At 68.2% G+C, this 22,685-nt stretch carries 27 protein-coding genes; 12 read left to right on the forward strand and 15 right to left on the reverse strand.

Annotation, left to right across the window (positions count from 1 at the left end):
• Nucleotides 1-21: 21 nt before the first annotated feature.
• The 3 genes from hisG to nusB all read left to right on the forward strand — a co-directional run bounded on the left by hisG (nt 22) and on the right by nusB (nt 2,805).
• Complete coding sequence (hisG, locus tag QZ755_RS07330) at nt 22-672, forward strand: ATP phosphoribosyltransferase (RefSeq protein WP_294321365.1); 651 nt, start codon at nt 22-24, stop codon at nt 670-672.
• On the forward strand, nt 669-1,952 hold the full coding sequence (gene hisD / locus QZ755_RS07335; RefSeq protein WP_294321368.1) for a histidinol dehydrogenase: 1,284 nt from the start codon (nt 669-671) through the stop codon (nt 1,950-1,952). The genes hisG and hisD overlap by 4 nt, the downstream gene beginning before the upstream one ends.
• Before the next feature lie 385 nt (nt 1,953-2,337).
• Nucleotides 2,338-2,805, forward strand: a complete 468-nt coding sequence (gene nusB / locus QZ755_RS07340) for a transcription antitermination factor NusB (protein ID WP_294321370.1) — start codon at nt 2,338-2,340, stop codon at nt 2,803-2,805.
• A gap of 202 nt (nt 2,806-3,007) precedes the next feature.
• Here nusB and QZ755_RS07345 read toward each other — a convergent pair whose 3' ends face one another.
• The 4 genes from QZ755_RS07345 to QZ755_RS07360 are packed head-to-tail and all read right to left on the reverse strand — an operon-like array spanning nt 3,008 to nt 5,803.
• Nucleotides 3,008-3,898, reverse strand: a complete 891-nt coding sequence (locus QZ755_RS07345; RefSeq protein WP_294321372.1) for an alpha/beta hydrolase — start codon at nt 3,896-3,898, stop codon at nt 3,008-3,010.
• Nucleotides 3,895-4,797 carry a pirin family protein gene (locus QZ755_RS07350; RefSeq protein WP_294321375.1) on the reverse strand — a complete coding sequence of 301 codons (903 nt, stop codon included), beginning with the start codon at nt 4,795-4,797 and terminating at the stop codon, nt 3,895-3,897. Before QZ755_RS07350 ends, QZ755_RS07345 begins: the two co-directional genes overlap by 4 nt.
• Complete coding sequence (locus tag QZ755_RS07355) at nt 4,797-5,501, reverse strand: glutathione S-transferase (protein WP_294321377.1); 705 nt, start codon at nt 5,499-5,501, stop codon at nt 4,797-4,799. Before QZ755_RS07355 ends, QZ755_RS07350 begins: the two co-directional genes overlap by 1 nt.
• Nucleotides 5,498-5,803 (reverse strand): BolA family protein, encoded by a 306-nt coding sequence (locus QZ755_RS07360; RefSeq protein ID WP_294321380.1) that lies wholly within the window; start codon nt 5,801-5,803, stop codon nt 5,498-5,500. Before QZ755_RS07360 ends, QZ755_RS07355 begins: the two co-directional genes overlap by 4 nt.
• Nucleotides 5,804-5,893: 90 nt before the next feature.
• Here QZ755_RS07360 and QZ755_RS07365 point away from each other — a divergent pair, with 90 nt between their 5' ends.
• On the forward strand, nt 5,894-6,454 hold the full coding sequence (locus tag QZ755_RS07365; protein ID WP_294321383.1) for a J domain-containing protein: 561 nt from the start codon (nt 5,894-5,896) through the stop codon (nt 6,452-6,454).
• Between the two features lie 167 nt (nt 6,455-6,621).
• On the opposite strand, the gene QZ755_RS07370 is transcribed toward QZ755_RS07365, so the two are convergent.
• The 5 genes from QZ755_RS07370 to QZ755_RS07395 are packed head-to-tail and all read right to left on the reverse strand — an operon-like array spanning nt 6,622 to nt 9,668.
• The gene (locus tag QZ755_RS07370) at nt 6,622-7,083 is read right to left on the reverse strand and encodes an SRPBCC domain-containing protein (protein ID WP_294321385.1); all 462 of its coding nucleotides are present in this window, start codon (nt 7,081-7,083) and stop codon (nt 6,622-6,624) included.
• Nucleotides 7,080-7,847 carry a VOC family protein gene (locus tag QZ755_RS07375; RefSeq protein WP_294321387.1) on the reverse strand — a complete coding sequence of 256 codons (768 nt, stop codon included), beginning with the start codon at nt 7,845-7,847 and terminating at the stop codon, nt 7,080-7,082. Before QZ755_RS07375 ends, QZ755_RS07370 begins: the two co-directional genes overlap by 4 nt.
• Entirely contained in the window at nt 7,844-8,569 is a 726-nt protein-coding gene (locus QZ755_RS15385) for a DUF1428 domain-containing protein (RefSeq protein ID WP_366509165.1), read from the reverse strand. Before QZ755_RS15385 ends, QZ755_RS07375 begins: the two co-directional genes overlap by 4 nt.
• A complete protein-coding gene (locus QZ755_RS07390; protein WP_294321390.1) occupies nt 8,566-9,255 on the reverse strand; it encodes a glutathione S-transferase family protein in 690 nt (229 codons plus the stop codon). Before QZ755_RS07390 ends, QZ755_RS15385 begins: the two co-directional genes overlap by 4 nt.
• The gene (locus QZ755_RS07395; RefSeq protein WP_366509166.1) at nt 9,252-9,668 is read right to left on the reverse strand and encodes a VOC family protein; all 417 of its coding nucleotides are present in this window, start codon (nt 9,666-9,668) and stop codon (nt 9,252-9,254) included. The genes QZ755_RS07390 and QZ755_RS07395 overlap by 4 nt, the downstream gene beginning before the upstream one ends.
• A gap of 79 nt (nt 9,669-9,747) precedes the next feature.
• On the opposite strand from QZ755_RS07395, the gene QZ755_RS07400 reads away from it, so the two are divergent.
• From QZ755_RS07400 to QZ755_RS07415, 4 genes are all read left to right on the forward strand, one after another.
• Complete coding sequence (locus tag QZ755_RS07400; protein WP_294321396.1) at nt 9,748-10,419, forward strand: helix-turn-helix domain-containing protein; 672 nt, start codon at nt 9,748-9,750, stop codon at nt 10,417-10,419.
• Between the two features lie 63 nt (nt 10,420-10,482).
• Nucleotides 10,483-11,481 carry a cobaltochelatase subunit CobS gene (cobS, locus tag QZ755_RS07405; protein WP_294321398.1) on the forward strand — a complete coding sequence of 333 codons (999 nt, stop codon included), beginning with the start codon at nt 10,483-10,485 and terminating at the stop codon, nt 11,479-11,481.
• Between the two features lie 198 nt (nt 11,482-11,679).
• On the forward strand, nt 11,680-12,066 hold the full coding sequence (locus tag QZ755_RS07410; RefSeq protein ID WP_055758154.1) for a thioesterase family protein: 387 nt from the start codon (nt 11,680-11,682) through the stop codon (nt 12,064-12,066).
• A 123-nt stretch (nt 12,067-12,189) separates the two neighbouring features.
• The gene (locus QZ755_RS07415; protein ID WP_294321402.1) at nt 12,190-12,483 is read left to right on the forward strand and encodes a hypothetical protein; all 294 of its coding nucleotides are present in this window, start codon (nt 12,190-12,192) and stop codon (nt 12,481-12,483) included.
• Nucleotides 12,484-12,715: 232 nt separating this feature from the next.
• Here the strand turns inward: QZ755_RS07415 and QZ755_RS07420 are convergent, their stop codons facing one another.
• On the reverse strand, nt 12,716-14,554 hold the full coding sequence (locus QZ755_RS07420) for an AcrB/AcrD/AcrF family protein (RefSeq protein WP_294321406.1): 1,839 nt from the start codon (nt 14,552-14,554) through the stop codon (nt 12,716-12,718).
• A 56-nt stretch (nt 14,555-14,610) separates the two neighbouring features.
• Here QZ755_RS07420 and QZ755_RS07425 point away from each other — a divergent pair, with 56 nt between their 5' ends.
• Both QZ755_RS07425 and QZ755_RS07430 read left to right on the forward strand, forming a co-directional pair.
• Entirely contained in the window at nt 14,611-15,081 is a 471-nt protein-coding gene (locus tag QZ755_RS07425; protein WP_294321409.1) for a GtrA family protein, read from the forward strand.
• 1 nt (nt 15,082) lies between these two features.
• Nucleotides 15,083-15,805, forward strand: a complete 723-nt coding sequence (locus QZ755_RS07430) for a class I SAM-dependent methyltransferase (protein ID WP_294321412.1) — start codon at nt 15,083-15,085, stop codon at nt 15,803-15,805.
• Here QZ755_RS07430 and QZ755_RS07435 read toward each other — a convergent pair.
• Genes QZ755_RS07435 through QZ755_RS07445 form a run of 3 tightly spaced genes read right to left on the reverse strand, consistent with a single transcriptional unit; the run spans nt 15,795 to nt 19,268 of the window.
• A complete protein-coding gene (locus tag QZ755_RS07435) occupies nt 15,795-17,120 on the reverse strand; it encodes a S41 family peptidase (protein ID WP_294321415.1) in 1,326 nt (441 codons plus the stop codon). The two genes, QZ755_RS07430 and QZ755_RS07435, sit on opposite strands and share 11 nt — an antisense overlap.
• Nucleotides 17,121-17,124: 4 nt before the next feature.
• Nucleotides 17,125-18,351, reverse strand: coding sequence for an ABC transporter permease (locus tag QZ755_RS07440; protein ID WP_294321418.1), 1,227 nt, complete (start codon nt 18,349-18,351; stop codon nt 17,125-17,127).
• Nucleotides 18,348-19,268, reverse strand: coding sequence for an ATP-binding cassette domain-containing protein (locus QZ755_RS07445; protein WP_294321423.1), 921 nt, complete (start codon nt 19,266-19,268; stop codon nt 18,348-18,350). Before QZ755_RS07445 ends, QZ755_RS07440 begins: the two co-directional genes overlap by 4 nt.
• Before the next feature lie 60 nt (nt 19,269-19,328).
• Here QZ755_RS07445 and queG point away from each other — a divergent pair, with 60 nt between their 5' ends.
• On the forward strand, nt 19,329-20,387 hold the full coding sequence (gene queG / locus QZ755_RS07450) for a tRNA epoxyqueuosine(34) reductase QueG (RefSeq protein WP_294321426.1): 1,059 nt from the start codon (nt 19,329-19,331) through the stop codon (nt 20,385-20,387).
• Between the two features lie 10 nt (nt 20,388-20,397).
• On the opposite strand, the gene QZ755_RS07455 is transcribed toward queG, so the two are convergent.
• Nucleotides 20,398-21,057 (reverse strand): peptidoglycan-binding protein, encoded by a 660-nt coding sequence (locus QZ755_RS07455; RefSeq protein WP_294321428.1) that lies wholly within the window; start codon nt 21,055-21,057, stop codon nt 20,398-20,400.
• Nucleotides 21,058-21,124: 67 nt separating this feature from the next.
• On the reverse strand, nt 21,125-21,466 hold the full coding sequence (locus QZ755_RS07460; RefSeq protein WP_294321430.1) for a hypothetical protein: 342 nt from the start codon (nt 21,464-21,466) through the stop codon (nt 21,125-21,127).
• 99 nt (nt 21,467-21,565) lie between these two features.
• Here QZ755_RS07460 and QZ755_RS07465 point away from each other — a divergent pair, with 99 nt between their 5' ends.
• A complete protein-coding gene (locus QZ755_RS07465) occupies nt 21,566-22,582 on the forward strand; it encodes a glycosyltransferase family 2 protein (protein ID WP_294321433.1) in 1,017 nt (338 codons plus the stop codon).
• The last annotated feature ends 103 nt before the right edge of the window (nt 22,583-22,685 follow it).

Raw genomic sequence — 22,685 nt, forward strand, 5'->3', positions numbered from 1 at the left:
CAAGTAAAGCCCGGCCTGCCCATGACCGATCCCATCATCATCGCCGTGCCCAAGGGGCGCATCCTCGACGAAGCCATGCCGCTGCTGGCGCGCGCCGGTATCGTGCCCGAAGCGGCGTTTCGCGATCCCGACAGCCGGGCGCTGCGCTTCAAGACCGACCGCGCGGACATTGACCTGATCCGGGTGCGCGCGTTCGACGTCGCGACGTTCGTGGCGCATGGCGCGGCGCAGCTGGGCATCGTCGGGTCGGACGTGCTGGCCGAGTTCGACTATTCGGAGCTGTACGCCCCGGTCGACCTGAAGATCGGGCATTGCCGCATCTCGGTCGCCGAACCCGCGGGCATGGCCGCGACCGACGATCCGCGCGGGTGGAGCCATGTGCGCATCGCCACCAAATATCCGCATACGACCCAGCGCCACTTCGCCGCGCGGGGCGTTCAGGCGGAGTGCGTCAAGCTGAACGGCGCGATGGAACTGGCCCCGGTGCTGGGCCTCGCCCCGCGCATCGTCGATCTGGTGTCGTCGGGGCGCACGCTGAAGGAGAATGGCTTGGTGGAAGTCGAAACCATCGCCGAGGTGACGTCGCGGCTGGTCGTCAATCGCGCGGCATTCAAGACGCGGGAACAGGTCGTGCCGCTGGTCGACGCGTTCCGCCGGGCGGTGGCGGCATGATCCGGCTGGACGCGGGCGCGGGAGGCTTCGCCGCCGACTTCGCCGTCTTGGTCGATGCGCGGCGTGAGGCGGACAGCGACGTGGCGCGCGATGTGACCGCGATCCTGCGCGCGGTGCGCGACGATGGCGACGCCGCGGTGCGCGCCTTCACCGAGAAGTTCGACGGCCATGATCCGGACGCGACCGGATGGCGGATCGAGCGGGCGACTTGCGAGGCGGCGCTGGCAGACCTCGATCCCGAACTGCGTGCGGCGCTGGAACTGGCGCATGACCGGATCGCGGCGTACCACGCCAGGCAGCGGCCCGAGGATCGCGACGAGGTGGACGCCGATGGCGTGCGGCTGGGCGCGCGGTGGAGCGCGGTCGCGGCGGCGGGAGTCTATGTCCCCGGTGGTCGGGCGGCCTATCCGTCGTCGGTGCTGATGAACGTGGTCCCGGCCAAGGTCGCCGGGGTCGAGCGGATCGTGATGGTGACCCCGACGCCCAAGGGCGAGGTGAACCCGCTGGTCCTCGCCGCCGCCGCGCTGGCCGGGGTAGACGAGGTGTGGCGCATCGGTGGGGCGCAGGCCGTCGCCGCGCTCGCCTATGGCACCGACCGGATCAAGGCGGTCGATGTCGTGACCGGCCCCGGCAATGCCTGGGTCGCCGAGGCCAAGCGGCAGCTGTACGGCGTGGTCGGCATCGACATGGTCGCCGGCCCTTCCGAAATCGTGGTCGTCGCCGATGGGCAGAACGATCCGGAGTGGATCGCTGCCGACCTGCTGAGCCAGGCCGAACACGACCCGACCAGCCAGTCGATCCTGTTCACCGACGATGCGGGCTTCGCCGACGCGGTGGCGGCGGCGGTCGATCGCCAGATCGCGGAACTGGCGACCGGGCAGGTGGCGCGGGCGAGCTGGGATGCGAACGGGGCGATCGTGATCGTGCCGACGCTCAGCGATGCGATGCCGCTGGTCGACCGGCTCGCGCCCGAGCATCTGGAGCTGGCGGTCGGCGATCCCGAGCCGTTGTTCCGCGCGGTGCGCCATGCCGGATCGGTGTTCCTCGGCCGCTATACCCCGGAAGCGGTCGGCGATTATGTCGCGGGGCCGAACCATGTGCTGCCGACCGGGCGGCGGGCGCGGTTCGCGTCGGGTCTGTCGGTGCTGGACTATATGAAGCGCACCAGCTTCCTGGGGCTGGACGCCGCCGCGCTGGCGCGGATCGGGCCGGCGGCGGTGACGCTGGCCGGGGCTGAGGGGCTGCCGGCACATGCGAAGTCGGTCGCGATACGGCTGTAGGGGCAGCCGGATCGGGCGGCCCAAGTTCACGAAGTTCACGCTCGCACGCATTTGGCGGCGGGGGCGTTCCCGTGCGTTTCATGACGTACCCCGGCGGAGGCCGGGGTCCAGTTGGCAAGGCTTTTCCGTATGTTGCCGGCGTCCCCCGACTGGACCCCGGCCTTCGCCGGGGTACGGATCGGGAGCGGCTCCGGCGGTCGCGGAGATGATCTTTTCGCGCCAAAGTTCACAAAGTTCACACTCGTGCGCATTTCGCGCATCGGGCGGATCGGGGCGCGGACAGGATCGGACGGTGCAAAGAGCGGTCGCACCCTGTCAGCCTTTGCGCGTGTAGGAAAGCGGCCCCTCGACTTGCGCCCCAAGGTGGCGCTATGGGGCGGCGCTTATGACCAGCAAGAATTCCCGTCCGCGCGGTGCCCGTCAGGCGCGCGCCGCCGCCCGGTTGGCCGCCGTCCAGGCGCTGTACCAGCATGAGATGGAAGCGACGCCGATCCCGGCGCTGCTCCATGAATTTCACCAGCACCGGTTGGGCGCGACGATCGAAGACGTCGAATATGCCGAGGCCGACGTCCATTTCTTTGACGATGTGGTGAAGGGCGTCCATGCCCGCCGCGAAGAGATCGACGCGCTGATTTCGACCAAGCTGTCGTCCGGGTGGTCGATCGAGCGGCTGGACAAGCCGATGCGGCAGATTTTGCGTGCCGGGACGTACGAACTGCTGGCGCGGGCCGATGTGCCGGTGGCGGCGGTCATCAGCGAATATCTGGACGTCGCCGATGCGTTCTACGACCGGCGCGAAAAGGGGTTCGTGAACGGGCTGCTCGATTCAGTGGCGAAGCAGGTTCGGGTTTAAGACTTCTCCCTTCTACTCTCTCATTCCATCCGTTTGCTTCGAGCGCAGGTTCGAGCCTGTCGAGAACCGTAGTCGAGAAGGGGGTGCCCCAAGTAACCGCGTTCTCGACGGACGCTTCTCGACAAGCTCGAAGCTGCTCGAACCGAACGGGGTGGGTGGGGTGAGGTGCATACCCTATTGCTTCACATGGAGGCCTGGTACCTCAGGTAAGACGGCTATCGACCCACCCCCGGATCGCGGCATTTACCGCCTCCGGTGCCTCCCACGGCACGAAATGTCCCGCCGCCACCTCGACCACCGTCAGGTCGGGGACATAGGCCGCCAACCCCTCCAGCTGCACCGGCAGAAGCGCATGGTCCTGCACTCCCCAGATCACCAGCGTCGGCTGCGTCACCGGCGGGAAGGGGCCGTCGAGCCAGGCGGGGCGCTCCGGTGTCTCGCCGGGGGCAGGGACGATGATCGGCGAGGCGCGGTACCAGTTGAGCATCGCGGTCATCGCGCCGGGATTGCCCCATTCGTCGAGATACGCCGCCTTGTCCTCGCCTGCGATGGCGCGGGTGACGAACCGGGCAAAGCCGTTCGCGAAGAAATGTTCGAGGCCGGCACCCAACAGCCCCTTGTCGAGTGCCGTGTCGCGGAAGCGGGTCATATATTGGCTCGCGGCGCGCTGGGCCGGGTCGTCGAACAGCGAGCGCTGGAAGATCAAAGGATGCGGCGCGTTGAGGATGATGAGCCGTTCGACCCGATCGGGATGGTTGAGTGCCGCCATCCATGCGATCGCCCCGCCCCAGTCATGGCCGACCAGCGTGAAACGGTCGATGCCCAGCGCATCGGCCAGCGCGAGCAGGTCGGCGACGACCCGTGCCGGGGCGTAGTCTTCAACTGCGGGCGGCTTGTCCGACCCGGCATAGCCGCGCTGGTCCGGCGCGACGACATGATGGTCGCGGGCGAACTCCGCCAGCTGGTGCCGCCATGTCCGGTGCGATTCGGGAAAGCCGTGGAGGAAGATCATCGCCGGATGCGCGGGGTCGCCCGCCACCGCCACGTCGAGCGACACGCCGGTCGACAGCGCGATGCGGCGAAGATCGCTCATGGATAGCTCACCGTCTTGGGGATTTCCGGGATCGGGATGAATTCCTCCGAATCGTCGGGCACTGTGGGGAAATTGCCCGCCTTCCAGTCCCGCTTCGCCTGATCGATGCGATCGCGGCGGGACGACACGAAGTTCCACCAGACGAAGCGCGGGGTGGTGAACGCCTCCCCGCCGCACAGCATGACGCGCCCGCCGCCCGACGACCGCAGCGTGGCGGCGATGCCGGGACGCAGGACATAGAGCGTCATCGGTTCGAGCGGCACGCCGTCCAGCGCGGCATCGCCATGCGTCAGGTAGAGCGCGCGCTCGTCCGCCCCCGCATCGATCGGGATCGCCCCGCCGGCCTCCAGCACGATGTCGGCATAGATCGTCGCGGCATATTGGGTGGTGGGGGCAGAGACGCCCCACAGGTCGCCCATGACGACGCGGGCAGTCGCGCCGCTGGCCGAGACGACCGGCAGCCGGTCGGCTTCGACATGTTCGAACGCCGGGTCCATCTCTTCCCTGTCCTCGGGCACCGCCAGCCAGGTCTGGATACCCGACAGGAGCGGGCCGCCGGCGCGTTCGTCGGCGGGCGAACGTTCGGAATGGACGATGCCGTGGCCCGCCGTCATCAGGTTGACCGCACCGGGTTCGATCCGGGCGAAGGTGCCCAGCGAATCGCGATGGTCGATCGCCCCGCCGAACAGATAGGTGACGGTGGCAAGGTTGATATGCGGGTGCGGGCGCACGTCGATCCCCTGTCCGGGGTCGAGTTCGGCCGGCCCCATCTGGTCGAAGAAGATGAACGGGCCGACCATGGTCCGCGTCCGGGTCGGCAGGGTGCGATGCACCTTGAACCCGCCCAGGTCATGGGTGACCGGTTGAATCGTCTGAAGGAAGAAGCGGTCATTTTCCATCAGTCGGCGTCCAGTTCGGGATAGTGGCGAAAGATGCCGTCGGTATTGAAGGCGATCCGGCGGTCGCTGGCAAGATAGGTGGCGATACCGGGCAGGTCGGCCACGCGGTCGCGGATCGCGACCAGCCGGGGGAGTTCGACCTCCAGCGTCGCCATCCGCCGGGGAAAGGCATAGCGCAGCCCCTCGACGATCTGGAACAGCGAGGTGTCGACATAGGTCCAGCGATGGTCGATCGCCCATGCGCCGTCATGTTCGCCGATCAGCCTGTCGAAATAGCGGAGATATTTCGGCAGGCGGTCGCACAGGAACTGGTCCGCGTTGCGGGCGGCTTCAGGACGCTGGTCGGCGTAATAGCTACCGATCGCGACCGGATGGTGGACGGCATGAACCTCGCTCACCAGGTCGGCGATCGTCAGCTGCCACTGGTTCGCCCATTGCCGGTCGCGGATGCTGGACAGGGCGAGGCCGTGGCGCTCGCCCAGATATTGCAGGATATTGGCCACCTGCGCGATGCGCATCCCGTCCAGTTCGAGGAAAGGCGGCGCGAACGGCGCGCGCGGCGAGCGTTCCAGATGGCGCCGCATCGCGTCCACGCCCTGCAGCCGGGCGCAGTCGCGATAGTCGATTCCGGCGGCCTCCATTGGCAGGCGGATGAATTCCCCGCGTCCCTGGATGGTCGGCCAGTACCAGAGGTCGTAGATCAATCGCCTTCTCCGGGTGCGCGGGCGCGGATCGCCAGTGCGTGAATGCGGGTTGCCAGCAGGTCAGCCAGCGCGCGGTTCACCAGCCGCTGCCGCGCGACGCGCGACTGGCCGGTGAAGGCATCGGCGACGATGTCGACCGAGAAATGGGTTTCGCCGGTGCCGTCATCGCCCATGTGGCCGGCATGATGGTGGCTGTCGTTGGTGACGGTCAGCCGTGCAGGGGACAGGGCGTCGCGCAGGCGGGCGGCGATCAGGTCGACAAGGGGCATGTCGGCGAGGGGTATGGTAGCGGTGTCGGTCATGCGCCCTATATAACGCGTTTTGCCAAAGGGAGTCGCGGGCTGCGCGAGAGATTATCCAAGGATCGTCCCAATGCCCGGTTCCACGGGCGGGTGGAGGCGAATGGCCGCCCCTGCGAAGTGCCGGGTTGTCCGGAAGCGGGCGAATTTCGCGCGCCGCCGCTGGAGGGCGCGCCGCAGGGCGGCGATCGGCCGAATGCCTATCGCTGGTTCTGCCTCGACCATATCCGCGCGTTCAATGCCGGGTATAATTACTTCGCAGGCATGACGGCGGAGGAAATCCACGATGCGCAGCGGCCCTATGCCGGATGGGAGCGCGAGACCCGCGCCTTTGCCCGCGCCGGGACCGATCCGGGGCCGGCCTGGGCCGACTTCGCCGATCCATTGGACGCGATCGGCGCGAAGTTCCGGACGGTGCGCGAGGCGCGGGCCGAGCGGCAGGACGGCCGGCCGCTCAGCCCGGCGGACCGCTCCGCGCTGAAGGTCATGGGGCTGGCGGTGGATGTCGACCGGACGGGCTTGCGCAAACGCTATTCGGAACTGGTGCGGCTGTACCATCCGGACCGCAACGGCGGCGATCGCAGCCATGAGGCGGCGCTGCAGAAGGTGATCGCGGCATATCAACAGCTGAAGGGCGCGGCGGCGTTTGCGTGAACTACCCTGACGCCCCCCGTTTGCTTCGAGCCTGTCGAGAACCGTAGTCGAGAAGGGGTTGCCCCGAACGCAGGGTTCTCGACGGACGCTTCTCGACAGGCTCGAAGCTGCTCGAACCGAACGGTGTGGGTGGGGGAAGGGTAAGGGTGGGGATGACGGAGGGGGGCTCAATCCAGCCCCAGCGCCACCGCCTCCAGCTGCTGCGCGACCATCGCCCAGCCGCCTTCGAACCCCATCTCGCCGTGCATCTTAGCCGTTTCCTCGTCCCAGTGCCGGGCGGCGGCGCGGTAGAGGGTGGCGCCGTCGCCGTCGGGTTCGAACGTGAAGACGCCGACGAACGCAAGGCGCTGCGGCTGTGGAATCCAGCCCGGTGCGAAGGCGTTGGTGAAGACGATCCGCTGGTGGTCGACGACGTCGAGGATCACGCCTTCGCCGGTCATCGCTTCACCACCGGGGCCGCGCATCGTAGTGGCGAAGCGGCCGCCTGGCATGAGGTCGAGACCGAGCAGCTCGGTCGTCCACGGCCGCGGCGCCCACCATTTGGGCAGATGCTGCGTCCATGCGCGCCATACCGTGTCGACGGGGGCGGGGATGCGCCGTTCGATGGCGAGTTCGTGTTCAACGGTCATGCGCGCGCTCCTACCAGGCCGAAGCGGGCACCCATAGGGTCGACGGCGACGACCGAAAAGCTGCCGCCGGGGATCTGGTCCGGCCCCTGCAACACCGTGCCGCCGCCGGCCACGATCCGCGCGGCGGCGGCGTCGATGTCGGCCACATGGGTGTAGAATTGCCAGCCGGCCTGCCCGCCCGGCACCATGCCCATCGCCGCACCGATCGCCGTGTCGCCGCTCAGCAGGAACTTGTAGTCGCCCCATGTCCCCATCGGCATCGATCCTTCCTGTCGCCAGCCGAAGCGATCGACGTAAAAGGCGATGGCGGCATCGGGGTCGGCGGCGGTCAGCTGGTTCCAGACGAAATGCCCCGGCGTGGCCCGGTCGGCGGCCTGGAAGACGGTGCTGGTTTCCGTGCCTTCGCTACGCATGATGTAGAGCGCGGCGTGCTGCGGATCGGTCAGCATCGCCATGCGGCCGACGCCGGGCATGGTGGTCGGCGGCATATGCTGCATGGCACCGGCGGCCACGAAATCGGCGGTCGCCACGTCGACGTCATCGACCGCGACATAGCCGAGCCAGAGGGGGGCGGGCATCGCATCGGGCATCGCCATCAGCCCGGCGACCGGCTGTCCATCGGGGGCGACGAACAGGCGATAGTCGATGCCGGGCGTGCCCGAATCCTGTACGGTCCAGCCGATCACCTCGCCATAAAAGGCCGCCGCCGCGTCGATGTCGCGGGTCAGCAGTTCGTACCAGATGAAATCGCCGTGCCGGTTCATGCGTCTTCCCCCATGTTGCGGTCGAAAATTGGCGTGAAACCGCCATAGACCATGCGTTTGCCGTCGAAGGGCATGGCACGGTCGGCCATGCGCGGGTCGGCCATCACCGCCTGCCAGCCGGTATCGCGGGCGTCCTTCGACGGCCATTCGATCCAGGAATAGCAGGCGACTTCCCCCGCCCGCAGATCGACCGCGCGGGCATAGTCGGTATGGGTGCCGACGGCCACATCGTCGCCCCAACCCTCCACCACGCGCAGCGCGCCATGGTCGCGAAAGATACCGGCCGATTCGGCGGCGAAGGCAAGATAGGCGTCGCGGTCGGCCACGGCGACCGGGGTCAGGCAGCCATCGACATAGCCGGGCGTCGCTCCATCGCCGCTCACCATCGCGCCGTCGAACCCGCCATAGATCATGCGTTTGCCATCGAACGGCATGTCGAGCGCCGCCATGCGCGGATCGGCCATCATCGCTGCGCCCGCCGTTTCCCGCGTCGCGCGGTCGGGATATTCGATCCAGCTGAACAGCACATCTTCCCCCTCCGCCAGCGCGACCGCGCGCGCGAAGTCGGTATGGGTGCCCGCCGGCACGTCGTCGCCCCAGCATTCGACCAGCCGCGTCGCGCCCAAATCGGCAAAGATCGCCGCCGCCTTTTCCACATGCGCTTCATACGTGGCGCGATTGGCGCGGGGCACCGGGGTCACGAACCCGTCGATATAGGTCATGCGCTTTCTCCCTTGGCCGCCCATTGCGCGTAGCCGGCGGGCGGTTCGCCGGTGAAGCCGGCCAAATGCGCGGCGAGCGCCCGGCGAAAGGCGGGGCGGGCGGTGCCGCGTTCGACATAGGCGACCAGCGTCGGATGTGCGGCGAGCTGTTCGCTTCCCTCCATGATCCGCAGCACGGCGATCATCATCAGGTCGCCGATGCTGAAGGCGTCGTCATACCATTCGCGCGACCCCAGCCGGGCCGCCACTTCGCCGAAGCGTTCGGCAATGCGCGTACGAACCGCGGGCAGGCGGGGTTTCGACCAGGGCGCGTCGCGTTCGAACAGCGTGGCGACGGCATGGTCCATGACTGGCGGCTCGACGGTGCTGAGCGCGGCGAACAGCCATTCGGTCGCGCGTGCCCGGCCCGCCGGGTCGGTCGGCAGCAGCACACCGTGGCGTTCGGCGACGTGCAGCACGATCGCGCCCGATTCGAACAGCGTCAGGTCGCCGTCGCGATAGGTCGGCACTTGTCCGAAGGGCTGGCGGGCGCGATGCTCGGCCCGCTTCTGTGCGCCCTGCGCCAGATACTGCACGTCATAGGGCTGGCCCGCTTCCTCCAACATCCAGCGGACGCGGAGATCGCGGACCTGTCCCTTCGCGAAGTCGGGCACCCAGTCGAAGGCGGTGATGACCGGGCGGGTCACGCCGCGCCATCGGCATGGGCCGTTTCGGCGGCGGCCATGTCCATGGTGAACGGACCCCAGCCATGGCCGTCGAGATCCTCGAACGCGCGGCTGTACATATAGCCCTCGTCCTCGGGATCGTGGAGTTCGCGTCCGCCCGCCGCCAGCGCGGCCACGGTGATCGCATCGACGCCGGCGCGGTCGTCGAAGGAAAGGGCGAGCAGCACGCCGCTTTCGGTCCGTGCGTCGATGATCCGCTTGGGGGTGAAGGTCGCGTAGAATTCGCGGTCGAGCAGCATGACGTGGATGCTTTCCGACCAGGTCATGCCCGACCCGCGTTCGTTCGAGAAGCGATCGTCCTTCACGAATCCGATCGCTTCATAGAAGCGCGTCGCCGCGGGCACATCGGCGACCGCGAGGTTCACAAAAATCATCTTCGGCACGGCACCCTCTCCCTTGCTCAACCGAATCGCTGTTTGTGTTGGATGCGCTTCGGGGTTAGAAAAAGCAACGATGGAGTTAGAAAAAGTAACCAATGATGCGAAGCGGCGCTACGACGATGCCTGTGGCGCGGCGCTGGGCATGGAGTATGTCGGTGAACGCTGGGCGCTGCTGCTGATCCGCGAGCTATTGCTGGGGCCGCGCCGGTTCGGCGAATTGCGCGCCGGATTGCCGGGGATCAGCGCGAACGTCCTGACGCAGCGGCTGGCCGGACTGGCGGCGGCGGGGATCGTCGAGCGGCTTCGGCTCCCGCCGCCCGCCAATGCGCAGGTCTATGCGCTGACCCGCTGGGGCTATGAGGCGGAACCGGTGGTGCTGGCGCTGGCGAAATGGGCGCTGCGGTCGCCGACGCACGATCCGACGCTGCCGTTTTCGGCGGTGTCGCTGATGCTGTCGCTCAAGATGCTGCTGGTGCCGGAGCGGGCAGGGGCATGGCAGGCGACGGTCGCGTTCCGCTTTGGCGACGACCCCTATGTCGCGGTGCTGGCGGACGGTGCATTGCAGGTCCGGCGCGGGGTGGCCGACGATGCCGAGGCAACGCTGTCGGGAATGCCGGGCGCGTTCCTGCCGGTCGTCTATGGCGCGAAGCCGCTGGCGATGGCGGAGGGAGTGGCGGTCGTCGGGAACCGTGCCATCGCCGAACGGTTCACGACCCTGTTCCGATTGCCGCCGAAGGTTGAGTAGGCGGCCCGCTTCGTCCTAAAGACCGCCGCGGCGCATCCATTCGCGCCCACGCGAAAGGCCCGCATGACCACCGACACTATGCCCCAGCCGTCCGACACCACGATCCTGAGCGCGCCCGACCGGATGGTGAAGGTGCGCGAGATGTTCGGCATCGACAGCGACCTCGAAGTGCCCGCCTTTTCGGTCGCCGACGAACGCGTGCCCGATGCCGATCCGGCCTATGTGTTCGACCCCGACACGACGCTGGCGATTCTGGCGGGCTTTGCCCACAACCGGCGGGTGATGGTGCAGGGCTATCATGGCACCGGCAAGTCGACCCATATCGAACAAGTCGCGGCGCGCCTGAACTGGCCATGCATCCGCATCAACCTCGACGCGCATATCAGCCGGATCGACCTGATCGGGCGCGACGCGATCGTGCTGAAGGACGGGCAGCAGGTCACCGAGTTCCGCGAGGGGTTGTTGCCCTGGGCGCTGCAGACCCCGACCGCTTTGGTGTTCGACGAATATGACGCCGGCCGCCCCGACGTGATGTTCGTGATCCAGCGCGTGCTGGAGACCGAGGGCAAGCTGACGCTGCTCGACCAGAATCGCGTGATCCGGCCGAACCCGTATTTCCGGCTGTTCGCGACCGCGAACACGGTGGGCCTGGGCGATACGTCGGGGCTGTATCACGGCACGCAGCAGATCAATCAGGGGCAGATGGACCGGTGGAACATCGTCGTCACGCTGAACTATCTGCCCGCCGCGACCGAGGCGCGGATCGTGCTGGCCAAGTCGGGCGAGTATGACAAGGTGGGCGGCAAGGAAGCGGTCGAGAAGATGGTGCGCGTGGCGGACATGACGCGGCGCGGGTTCGTCAACGGCGACATCTCGACGGTCATGTCGCCGCGCACCGTGATTACCTGGGCACAGAACGCGCTGATCTTCGGCGATGTCGGCTTCGCGTTCCGCCTGTCGTTCCTGAACAAGTGCGACGAGGCAGAACGCGCGCTGGTCGCGGAATATTACCAGCGGGTGTTCGGCAAGGACCTGCCGGAGAGTGTCGTGGGGAAGGCTTAGGGGCGTCTCTAGCGTAAACCGTCCGTACCCCGGCGAAGGCCGGGTCCAGTTGGGGGACGCCGGTGGATTGCAACGAACGTTTCCCAACTGGACCCCGGCCTTCGCCGGGGTACGAAGAGGGGGTGGTCAGCCGGTGCATCCCCTCACTCCACCGCGACTCGCATTGACTCGGGTGTCAGCAACGCCCATCCCACTCCCATGGCACACCAGCATCCGCTCGCCGTCGCGCCGGGCGACATCGACCATATGGGTCACGTCAACAATGCGGTGTACCTGTCGTGGGTACAGGACGCGGTCGTCGCTTATTGGGAGCGGGTCGCGCCCGCCGATGCGGTCGCCAAGCACCTGTGGGTCGCGCTGAAGCACGAGATCACCTATCGCCGGCCTGCATTCCTCGACGATCCGATCGTCGCGACGGTCGTGGCCGAACGGGTGGAGGGCGTGCGCGCCTATTTCTCGACGCTGATCAAGCGCGGCGAGGAGGTTCTGGCCGAAGTGCAGAGTACCTGGTGTTCGCTGGATGCGATCACCAAGCGGCCGGCGCGGCTGGCGCGCGATGTGGTGCATCGTTTCCTGCCCGAATAACGATTTCGTTTTCTGCAATTGCACTGAAAACCTGTGCAGTTGCGATATTGCGCTGCACCATGCATTTCTCCGGTCAACGAACGACGCCCGAGCGTCGAACCCCAATCCACCGGAGACAGACCCATGCGCAGCCTTGCCGCCGCCGCCGCCTTTCGCGTTGCCCTCGTCGCTGCGGGCATGTTGATCCCGACCCTCGCCTCGGCCAACGAGATCGAGCGTGACGGGTACAAGTTCGATTACAGCCGCAGCGTCACCGAGCAGGGCGACACCGTCCTGTCGGGCACCGTGAAGACGACCGGCGAACCGTTCCGCCTGGTCGTGCGCGACCGCACCGTGTCGGGTGACGTCGGCGGCCGCGCGGTCCGTTTCCGCATCGCCAAGCCGCTGCCGAGCGCGGCGCTGGTCGCGGCACGCTAAGCGCGTCAACCTCCCGGTTGAGACGCCCGTCCCCGAAAGGGGGCGGGCGTTTTGCGTTATGGAGGAGCGCGGGAGAGCAATGCCTGGTTCCCCTTTGCACCCAGCGTCATCCCAGCGAAGGCTGGGATCTCCCGCTTGCAGCGCGCAGCAGGAGCCGCGGGAGGCCCCAGCCTTCGCTGGGGCGACGTCTTGGGGCAGGTGGGGCGGGGGGTTGGTCGCGGTGAAGAAGCGCCTACTGCCCCGCCATGTCGCCATACTCGATCCGCCACAGCTTGAGCGGCGACCCCTTGGGCAGCGGTACCGGTGTCAGCCAGCCCGGCACCTTGCCGTGCGCCAGCAGGTCGTAGAAGCCGCCGGGCGAGCGAGCGCGATAGACGGTGGTCTCCGCCATGTTCGGGCAGGTCAGCAGATAGGTTGCGCCATGCCGCCGGGCGATGGTGCGGAAATTCTCCGGATCGCCCTGAAACGCGTGATGCACGTCGAGGATCGCGTCGCCGTTGCGGTGATAGGGACCGGTGATGCCGTCATGGTGCGTCGCGACGATCAGGCGCGGGCCAAGGTCGACATGGGTGAACATCACCGCCGCCGGGATGCGGTTCAGCGCCTGCAGCGCGGGCAGGCTGGCACAGCGGGCGCCGGCGCGCAGCACCTGTTTCGTCCGGGCGTCCTGCGGCTTGATGCGGACATGGGCGGCAAGGCCGCGGTCGGGCAGCATCGACAACAGCTTGCCGACCTGATCGACGGCGAGGTTGCCGAGCAGCAGGACCGAGACCAGCCCCGCCGTCCCCAGCACGCGCGCCGCCGCGCTCTTGCGCGACAGGAACCACGGGATCACGACCCAGGCGAGCGCGACGGTGCCGGGCACCGCCAGCAGCTGCGCGGCGGGACCCGAGCGGATCTGCCAGAACAGCATCGCCACTGCGAACGCGGTGAACAGCGTCGTCACCGCCCAGCCGACGAAATTCGCCGACCGGCGCGCGCGCCACGTCGCGAGGATCGCGCCGAACAGGCCGATGATCGGCCCGGTCACGATCAGCAGGATCGTGCGGCCGGGCATAGTGTAGAGCGGTTTCGCCTCGCGCACATTGTTCAGCCAGGTGCGGGCCAGTTCCTCCGACACGCCTTCGGGACGGCCGAGGCATTGCGGGAACAGCGTCGCGAACGCCGCCGCCAGCACGCCGCCGGCGATGAGCGTCAGGACCAGCCGCACCGGCCACGCTTTGGGGCTGATCCACGCCAGCAGCACAAGAAACGCACCGCCCGCGACCACTGCCGACAGCCACACCGGGGTCAGCGCGTCGCAGCGCATCGCGTAATTGGTGTTGGAGGCAAAGGCGACGAAGCCGATCGCGCTGGCGCCCGCCAGCGTCGCGCCATAGACGGTCAGCCGCCGCGCCTCCGCCCGGTCCCACACCCAGCGCAACGCGACGATCCCGCCGGCCATCGCGCAATAGGGGAGGAGTTCGAGACCGATGGTCAGCGAATAGGCCGAGGAGAAGCCGACGACCGCTCCGCCACGCGCGCGCTTCGGATCGGCAAGGCCGGCGACGGTCCAGGCGAGGCAGGCGAGCTGCCACCCGTGATGGTCGATGCGTTCGGGCATGAACATCAGCAGCGTCGACGAACAGCCGAGCAGGAACACGACGGCAAGCGGCCACGCCAGCGGCGCGACCAGCCGGCGCACCGTCACCGCCAGCGCCGCCATCGCCACGCCCATCGGCAACAGCGGTGCGATGCCGACCGCAAGGCGTTCCGCCCAGACCGGCCCGGCAAACGGCTTGAACAACAGGATCAGCCCGGCGATCGGCAGATCGACCAGCCGCGACCAGTGGATGTCGAGGCCCCCCGGCGGGTTCAGCCGGTACTGGCGCAGGTCGTACCAGCCCTGGCCGCTCATCCAAGCCCGGACCTGCATCAGGCGCATATTGTCGTCGGTGTCAGACAGGGCCAGCCAGTGGACCGCATTCCAGCGTTGCCACAGGAACCATGCCGCGATCGCCACCCAGGCGAGCAGCAGCCAGCGCCGCCAGTGACGGTCGAGTTCGGTGAAGCGCGCGGGCGTGTCGGTCAAAATCGCTTTCCCAAGGCCCCCGCGCATTCTACGGCGGCTGTCCTGCCATGGTGGCAGTGGCTGTGCGCTGTATCGGATGGCGCGCAAAGGACAAGGGTGGCACGCGGGTGATCGCGCGGATCGAAAGATTGATGGCGGACGGAGTGCTGGGGCAGCTGATCCGCTTCGGCATCGTCGGCGGGCTGTCGACGGTGATCTATTCGGCGGTGTACCTGCCGCTGGTCTATCATGTCCTGCCGACCGGCTATGCGTTCGTCGCGGTGATCCCGGCGTTCGTCGTCGCGGCCGCCTTCGGCTGGGTTGCGCATGGTCGCTGGAGCTTTCAGGGACACGGCACGCGCACGGGGGGCGCCGAACAGCCGATCAGGTTCCTGGTGGTGCAGGGGTTCGGGATGGTGCTGAACGGCCTCTTCACCTACGGCATGGTCGATCTGGCGGGGCTGGCCGACTGGTCGCCGCTGATCCCCGCCGTGCTGGTCACGCCGTTCGCCACCTTCGCGCTCAATCGTTCATGGGTATTCGGATAAGATGGACCGCATCGTTTACGACCGCATGGCGGCACACGACTCGACGCATTGGTGGTATCGCGCGCGGCGTGAGATCCTGGCCGATTATGTCGAGCGCTATGCCGGGCTGAAACCGGGCGCGCGCATCCTCGAGATCGGATGCGGTACCGGGCACAACCTGCCGATGCTGGGTGCGTTCGGGGATGTCGACGCGATCGAGATCGATCCGGCGGCGCGCGAAATCGCCAGCGAGCGGCTGGGCAAGCCGGTCGGCACCGCGCCGCTGCCGACGCTGGCCGGGGTGACCGGTCCGTATGACATGATCGCGGTACTGGATGTGGTCGAGCATATCGAGGACGATGTGGCGACGTTCCGCGGCATGGCCGATCGGCTGGCGCCGGGCGGCAAGATTCTGGTCACGGTCCCGGCGCACCAGTGGATGTGGAGCGCGCACGATGTCGTGAACCACCATCATCGCCGCTATTCGAAGGCGACGCTGGCCAAGGCGATCGCCGACGCGGGCCTTAAGCATAACGGCCTGCGCTATTTCAATTCGCTGCTGTTCCCCGCCGCCGTCGCGGCGCGGGTCGCGGGCAAGATTCGCGGCAAGGACGACAGCGATGATTCGCCGCCGCCCAAGCCGCTCAATACCGCGTTCGAGGCGATCTTTCGGCTGGAACGGTTCCTGATCGGCCGCGTGCCGATGCCGCCAGGGCTGTCGATCGTGACACTGGTCACGAAATAGGGCTGGCGGCCGCCGCCATCCTGGCCGCCAGGCGCGCGAGAACGGTCGTGTGGTCGGGCAGGAACGGGGCCACCGGGTCGGCCGGTGGAATCCCGCTGCCTTCGTAATAGCGCCCATTGGCCGCGCGATAGGTTTCGGCGGGCAGGGTCATGGTCCAGCCGTTCGGCAGCGGCTTGACCAACTGGTCCGACAATGCGCCGCGTGTCCGCGCACCGACATGGCGGACATTGGGCAGCGCGCGCATCGCAAGCGTGAAGGTGTCGCCGGCGCTGACGGTGATGTCGCTGGTCAGCAGGGCCACGGGGCCGGTGTAACGGATGCGCGGGGACGGTTCGACGCGGAACGGCTGCCACGCGGTCGATCCGACCGGCGCCTTGGCATAGGCGCCGGCTGCGCGGGCGGCGAAGCGGCCGGCGATCCGCAGGCCGATGCTGTCATAGCCGCCGCGATTGTTGCTGACATCGACGATGACACCGGGCAGGTCGCGGAAATCGGCAAGCGCGGCGTCGAGCGCCGCATCCAGCACGGGCAGGTCGTCCCCGCCCGCCTCGGCAAAGCCGCCCATCGTCAGGACGTTGATATAGCCGATCCGCCCGATCCGGCCCCACAGGATGCGGCGATGCGCGACCAGATGGCCGCCGCCGGCCAGCAGGCCGGTGATGCCGTTGCGATAGCGGTCGTTCCATGCCCGTTCGCGGGCGGCGGGATCGGCCCCCGATGCGGGATCGTGCCGGACCGCGCGCAGGGTTGGTGCCTCGCCGCTTTCGATGCTGCGTTCCTGCCCGTCGATCGTTGCCGAGAGCGAGACATGCGCGTCGTCGAGCGTGTCGAGCGCGTCCGCCAGCCGGTCGAACAGGTCGGTGGAAGCCGTGTCGACGGGAATCGTCGCCAGCCGCGCGCCAAGCTGTCGCCGGTGCCTTTCGCGTACCGAGGTGCGCGGATAGAGGTCGGCGAAGGTCGCCGCGACCAGCCGTGTAATATCGCCGCCCGACCAGCGGCGCGTGGTCCGGCAGGTGGCGGGAAGCGTCGCAATGCGTCGATAGACGTAGCGCGTCTGGCCCGGCCCGTCCGAAAAGGCGATGCGGTCGGGGCCGAGCGTCGTTACCTCCTGCGCGAGGATCGCCTGTGCGGCATCGGCATTGGGATCAGGGTAACAATAGGGACCAGCGACGTGGTAGAGGACCGACCGGTCCCCCGTTACCGCCAAGACCTGTCCATAGCCTTCCGCCCGCCACAGGCCGGTCGGCGTAACCGGTGCCGCGCCGAGCGTCAGCGGCAGGATCGACAGGGCGACGACGTGGCGTAGCGACGGCAACCGCTCAACCCCGCCGAAACCACTTCCACTTCGGCCCCGCCGATTGCAGCACGCCGCGCCGGAACAGCCGCGCACCGAGGCTGATCGTGATCGCCACCCACAGCAGTTGCCACGCGATCGCGGCGATATGGGGCCAGATCGCGGTACTGGTCGCGGCGCGGCCGGCCATGGCGAAGGGGGAGCTGAACGGAAACAGTTCGGCGGCAGTCGCGACCCAGCTGTCGGGGCGGCCGATCGCGGCCAGCGCGAACCCGAACATCGCCATCTGGAAGATGGTGATGGGGAGCGACAGCATCTGGATCTCGCGCGGGGTCGATGCCTGTGCGCCGACCGTCAGGAACACTGACCCGAGCAGCATATAGGCGAGCGTGAAATACAGGATGTAGAGCAGCACGAACCCCGGAAAGCCGATCGCAGGGGCAATGCCCGACAGGCCGGCGGCGACGTCGGACGGCAGCAGCGCGGTGATATTGGCCCCGACCGTCGCCCAGAAGGCGAGGAACAGGATCGCCACGCCGAACATGCCGATCAGCTTGCCGAGGAACACCGATTCCAGCGGCACGGCGGCGGCCAGTACCTCGATCACCTTGTTCGAGCGCTCCTCCGCCATGGTGCCGACCGCCTGTCCCGCCAGCATCAGCGTGACGACGAACAGGGAGACGACGGCAAACGTTCCCGCCGCGCTCTTGCCCCCCAGCGACGTGCTGTTGCGTTCGATCCGGGTGAAGGTCGGTTGCGAAAGCGGCGCGCCATTCAGCCCCGCACGCCGGTCGCGTTCCGCCTGTTCAGCCAGTGCCGCCAGATATTTGACGGTGGTGGAGGCGATGTTGGCGTGGATCAGCTGCGGCCGGTCGAGCGGGCCGTACAGGACCGAGGGCACGTCGATGTCGGGATCGGACAGTAGCGCGCGCGCCTGTGCCGCCGGATCGGCGGCGGGGGCGATCGTCGCGAGCGGCGGCAGGCCGGGTTCGGGCGCGACGGCGGGACGAATGCGCGCGTCGGCCGCGCGCAACCGCGCGGCATCGGCGGGCGCGGCGATGGCATAGAGCTTCTTCTTGCCCTCCGCGCCCTGTCCCACGGTCATCGCGCCCAGGCTGCCCATCAGGCCGAACCCGGCGAACAGCAGCGGGGCGAGCAGGAACAGGAGGAACATCGGTGTCATCACCGTCGCGGTGAAATCGCGCCGTGCGATGGTCAGGGTCTGGCGGATCAGCCTGGCGCCCTTGCTCATGCGGCATCCCCCCGCGCGGCGTCGCCGACGATGCGGACGAACGCGTCGTGCAGCCCCGGCCGTTCGATCGACAGTCCCGAAATGCCGTATCCCGCATCGATCAACCGCACCAATATCCCCTCTATCCCGTCGGCGGGCAGCGTGAAGCGCCAGCCACCGCGATCCTCCTGCGCATCGGCGGGCAGCAGGCCTGCGATGCCGGGGGCGGGGTGGTGCGGCACATAATGCGCCTTCATCGGCAACAGCGCGCGGGCGTCGTCCACTGTCCCTTCGAACCGGCGGCGCCCGCCGGCGATGACGCACAGCCGGTCGCACAGCCGTTCGGCATGGGCCATGACGTGCGTCGAAAACAGGATGGTCGCCCCCCGGTCGCGCTCGGCGCGGATCAGCGCCTCCAGCCGTTCCTGATTGACCGGATCGAGACCGGAAAAGGGTTCGTCGAGGACAAGAAAATCGGGCTGGTGGACGACGCTGCCGAGCAGTTGCACGAACTGCGCCATGCCCTTGGACAGCTTGCGGATCTTGCTGTCGATCGCGTGGCCGAGGCCGGCCTGTTCGAGCATGACGCCCGCGCGCTTGCGCCCGACCGACCAGTCGAGCCCGCGCAGCGCACCCATGAAGGCGATCGCCTCGCGCGCCTTCATGCCGGGATACAGGCCGCGTTCCTCCGGCAGGTAACCGACCCGGTCGGACGCGTCGCGCGGGGAGGCATGGCCGAGCAGCGTGCGGGTGCCTTCATCGGGTTCGATGATGCCCAGCAACATGCGCAATGTCGTCGTCTTGCCCGCGCCATTGGGGCCGAGGACACCATAGACCGCGCCGGTCGGCACCGACAGGTCGATACCGTCGACCACTCGCCGGTCGCCGAACCGCTTGACCAGCCCCGTCGCCTGCAAAGCAAGATGATCGTCGCGCAACCGCTAATCCCCCCAAACGACGCTCTTTAGCGTGCGCTTGGAAAAGCGTAGCGGGGGGATGTGATCCAAGACAAGGCCCACCCCAGCGATATTGTCGACCGGATTCGTGCCAAGGCGGCCGAATGCGGCTTCGTCGCGTGCGGCATCGCCCGCGCCGACGCTGCGCCGCGCACCGCCGAGCGGCTGCGCCAGTGGCTGGACGAGGGGCGGCACGGGTCGATGATCTGGATGGAGGAGCGTAGCCAACAGCGCGGATCGCCTGCCGGCCTGTGGAGCGAGGTGCGCTCCGTCATCGCGCTCGGCATGAGCTATGCGCCCGCCGTCGATCCGCTGGCGCTGGCGGGGGTCGGCGATCGCGGACGCATCTCGGTCTATGCGCAGGGCGGCGATTATCACGATGTGGTCAAGAAGGCGCTGAAGCAGCTCGGCCGCTGGCTGGCGCAGGAATCGGGCTGCGACCTGAAGGTGTTCGTCGATACCGCGCCGGTGATGGAGAAACCGCTGGCCGAAGCGGCGGGGCTGGGGTGGCAGGGGAAGCACACCAATCTGGTCAGCCGGTTGCATGGCAGCTGGCTGTTCCTCGGTGCGATCTATACCACGCTGGACCTGACGCCGGACCGGGCGGGCCGCGATACGTGCGGGTCGTGCGATGCTTGCCAGGTGGCGTGCCCGACCGGGGCGTTTCCGGCGCCCTATCGGCTGGATGCGCGGCGCTGCATCTCGTACCTGACGATCGAACATGCAGGACCGATCCCGCACGACCTGCGCGAGGGGATCGGCAACCGCATCTATGGCTGCGACGATTGCCTGGCGGTGTGTCCGTGGAACAAGTTCGCGGCAACGGCGGCGGCGAACCGGGCGTTCGCGGCGCGCGCCGAACTGGCGGCACCCCGGCTGGCCGACCTGATCGCACTCGACGATGCCGGCTTTCGCGAGGTGTTCCGCGGATCGCCGATCAAGCGGATAGGGCGCAACCGCATGGTGCGCAACGCGCTGATCGCGGCGGGCAACAGCGGCGACGCGGCGCTGGTCGAACCGGTGCGCGCGGCGTGCGCCGATGCCGATCCGGTGGTGGCGGAGGCGGCGGCGTGGGCGCTGGCAAAGCTGGGCGGCATCTGAGGCTAAGGCGTCACGCCCCGCTCGCCCGGCGGACGGCGGCCAGGTCGCCATTCGGGCGGCCCTGCACATGCGCCCAGTCGCGGAATTTCCAGTCGCCGCCCCATACCAGCCCCTCGGCCTTTGCCGCCTTGCCCAGCGCGCGGAAGAAGACATGGGCGTCGGGTTCGCGCCAGTACCAGCGTTCGTCGACCAGATCGGCGGCCCAGGCGGCGGGCAGGCCATCGGGGGTCCGGGCGTTGTGGAAGCTGAAGCGGACCTTGCTGGACCCTGCACGGAACAGCCGTTCCTGCACCGCGACCGATCGCCAGCCATAGACGATGGTGGGGCGAAACCGGTCGGCGCGCAGCCGGGCGATCACCGCCACGACGCGCGGACGGAAGCGGGGATCGAGACTGGCGAGCTTGCGCGCCTGCGGCCAGTCGCTGCTGTCATCGTCCCACCGCGCCGGCGCCGCGCGCAGCCGGGCGAGCGTCGTGCCGCCGGGATCGACCCGGCCGTCGGGCGCGATCCCGAAGCGATCCTGCGCGGTGCGGATCGCCGCGATCAGGCGGGGGCCGGCAATGCCGTCGATCCCGCCCGGTTCGATCCCGATGCGCAGCAACAGCCATTGCAGCGTCCGCACATCGTCCGGGCGATTTGCGCCATCCTGTCCGACCGCAGCCTCGATCATCGCCGGTCCTTTGTCCTGTTGCTGGGGGCGGGGACGCTGGCGGGCGAAATCCTACATTGCAAGCCGGTCAGCGCGGTCGGGCGCGCGCCGCCGCGACCTGTGCGCCCAAAGCCCGCGTGCGTTGGTCGAGCGCGGAAGTATCGGACCAAGCGGGACCGCCGGCACGCGCCTGTCGCGCCAGGCGTTCGACCATCGCGCTTTCGGCATAGAGCGCGCGCGCTTCCGACCGGGTGAGGTCGCCGCGCCGGCGCCCGTCCCGGATCGACCGGTTGATGTCGCCAAGGTCGCGGTCGAACGTGGCGGTCGGGGGTGCCGGCATCTCGCGAACGGCGGATCGCCCCCCGTCCCAGATCTGGGCGCCGGCAGGGGCGGCCAGCAACAGCGGCAGGATCGACAGCATCGCACGCATCGGCGGTTCTCCTCGGGCGGTCGTTGCATCCTATCGTGGCGATGCGATGCGTGCCATCCGGCTTTTCCTGTCGCGCGGCTTGGGGTAACGCCACCGCCCATGATCCGTCCCGCGCTCTCCATCGTCGTTCCCTGTTACAACGAGGCCGCCTGCCTCGACGTGCTGCACGCCCGCATTGCGGCGGCGGCGCGCGCGGTGGTCGGCGACGATCACGAGATCGTGCTGGTGAACGACGGATCGCGCGACCAGAGCTGGGCCGTCATGGAGCGGCTGGCGGCGGCCGATCCCCGGCTGGTCGCGATCAACCTGTCGCGCAACCACGGGCATCAGCTGGCACTGACCGCGGGCCTCGACCTGTGCGCGGGCGAACGCATCCTCATCATCGATGCCGACCTGCAGGACCCACCCGAATTGCTGGCCGACATGATCGGTGTGATGGAAGCCGAGGGCGCCGACGTCGTCTATGCCGTGCGCCGCAAGCGCGAGGGCGAGACGTTCTTCAAGAAGTTGACCGCCGCCGCCTTCTACCGCGTGCTGGACCGGGTGACCGACACGCCGATCCCGCTCAACACCGGCGATTTCCGGCTGATGAGCCGGCGGGCGCTCGATGCGTTGCTCAGCCTGCCCGAACAGGCGCGCTTCATTCGTGGCATGGTGGCGTGGGTCGGGTTCCGGCAGGTGCCGTTCCCCTATGACCGCGACGAGCGGCTGGCCGGGGAAAGCAAATATCCGCTGGGCAAGATGATCCGCTTTGCCCTCGACGCGGTGACCGGCTTTTCCACCGCGCCGCTGCGGCTTGCCAGCCATATGGGGCTGGTGCTGACCGCATTGTCGCTGCTGCTGTTCGCCTATATCGCGGTGGGCTGGATTTCGGGCAGCGCGGTGCAGGGCTGGACCTCGACGATGCTGGTCGTCGTGTTCCTGGGCGCGGTGCAGATGTTCGTGCTGGGGATGATCGGCGAATATCTCGGGCGGTTGTATGTCGAGTCCAAGCGGCGGCCGCTCTATCTGGTGGCGGATGTCGCCGGGCCGGTGAAGGGGCGGGCGAGCCTCGGCTATCGTGCTGGCGACCGGGGCGAGGTCACGGTGTCGCCGGTGTTGCCGGAGCAGCCGTGATGCTGCCCCACTGATCTTCGTCACTCCCGCGCAGGCGGGAGTCCATGAACGCTGACGCTGCGATTGGAGCCGAAACGTCGGCGGCAATGGATCCCCGCCTGCG

Origin of the sequence: uncultured Sphingomonas sp. (genome assembly GCF_913776855.1) — a bacterium.
In the GTDB taxonomy this organism is placed as follows: Bacteria; Pseudomonadota; Alphaproteobacteria; order Sphingomonadales; family Sphingomonadaceae; genus Sphingomonas.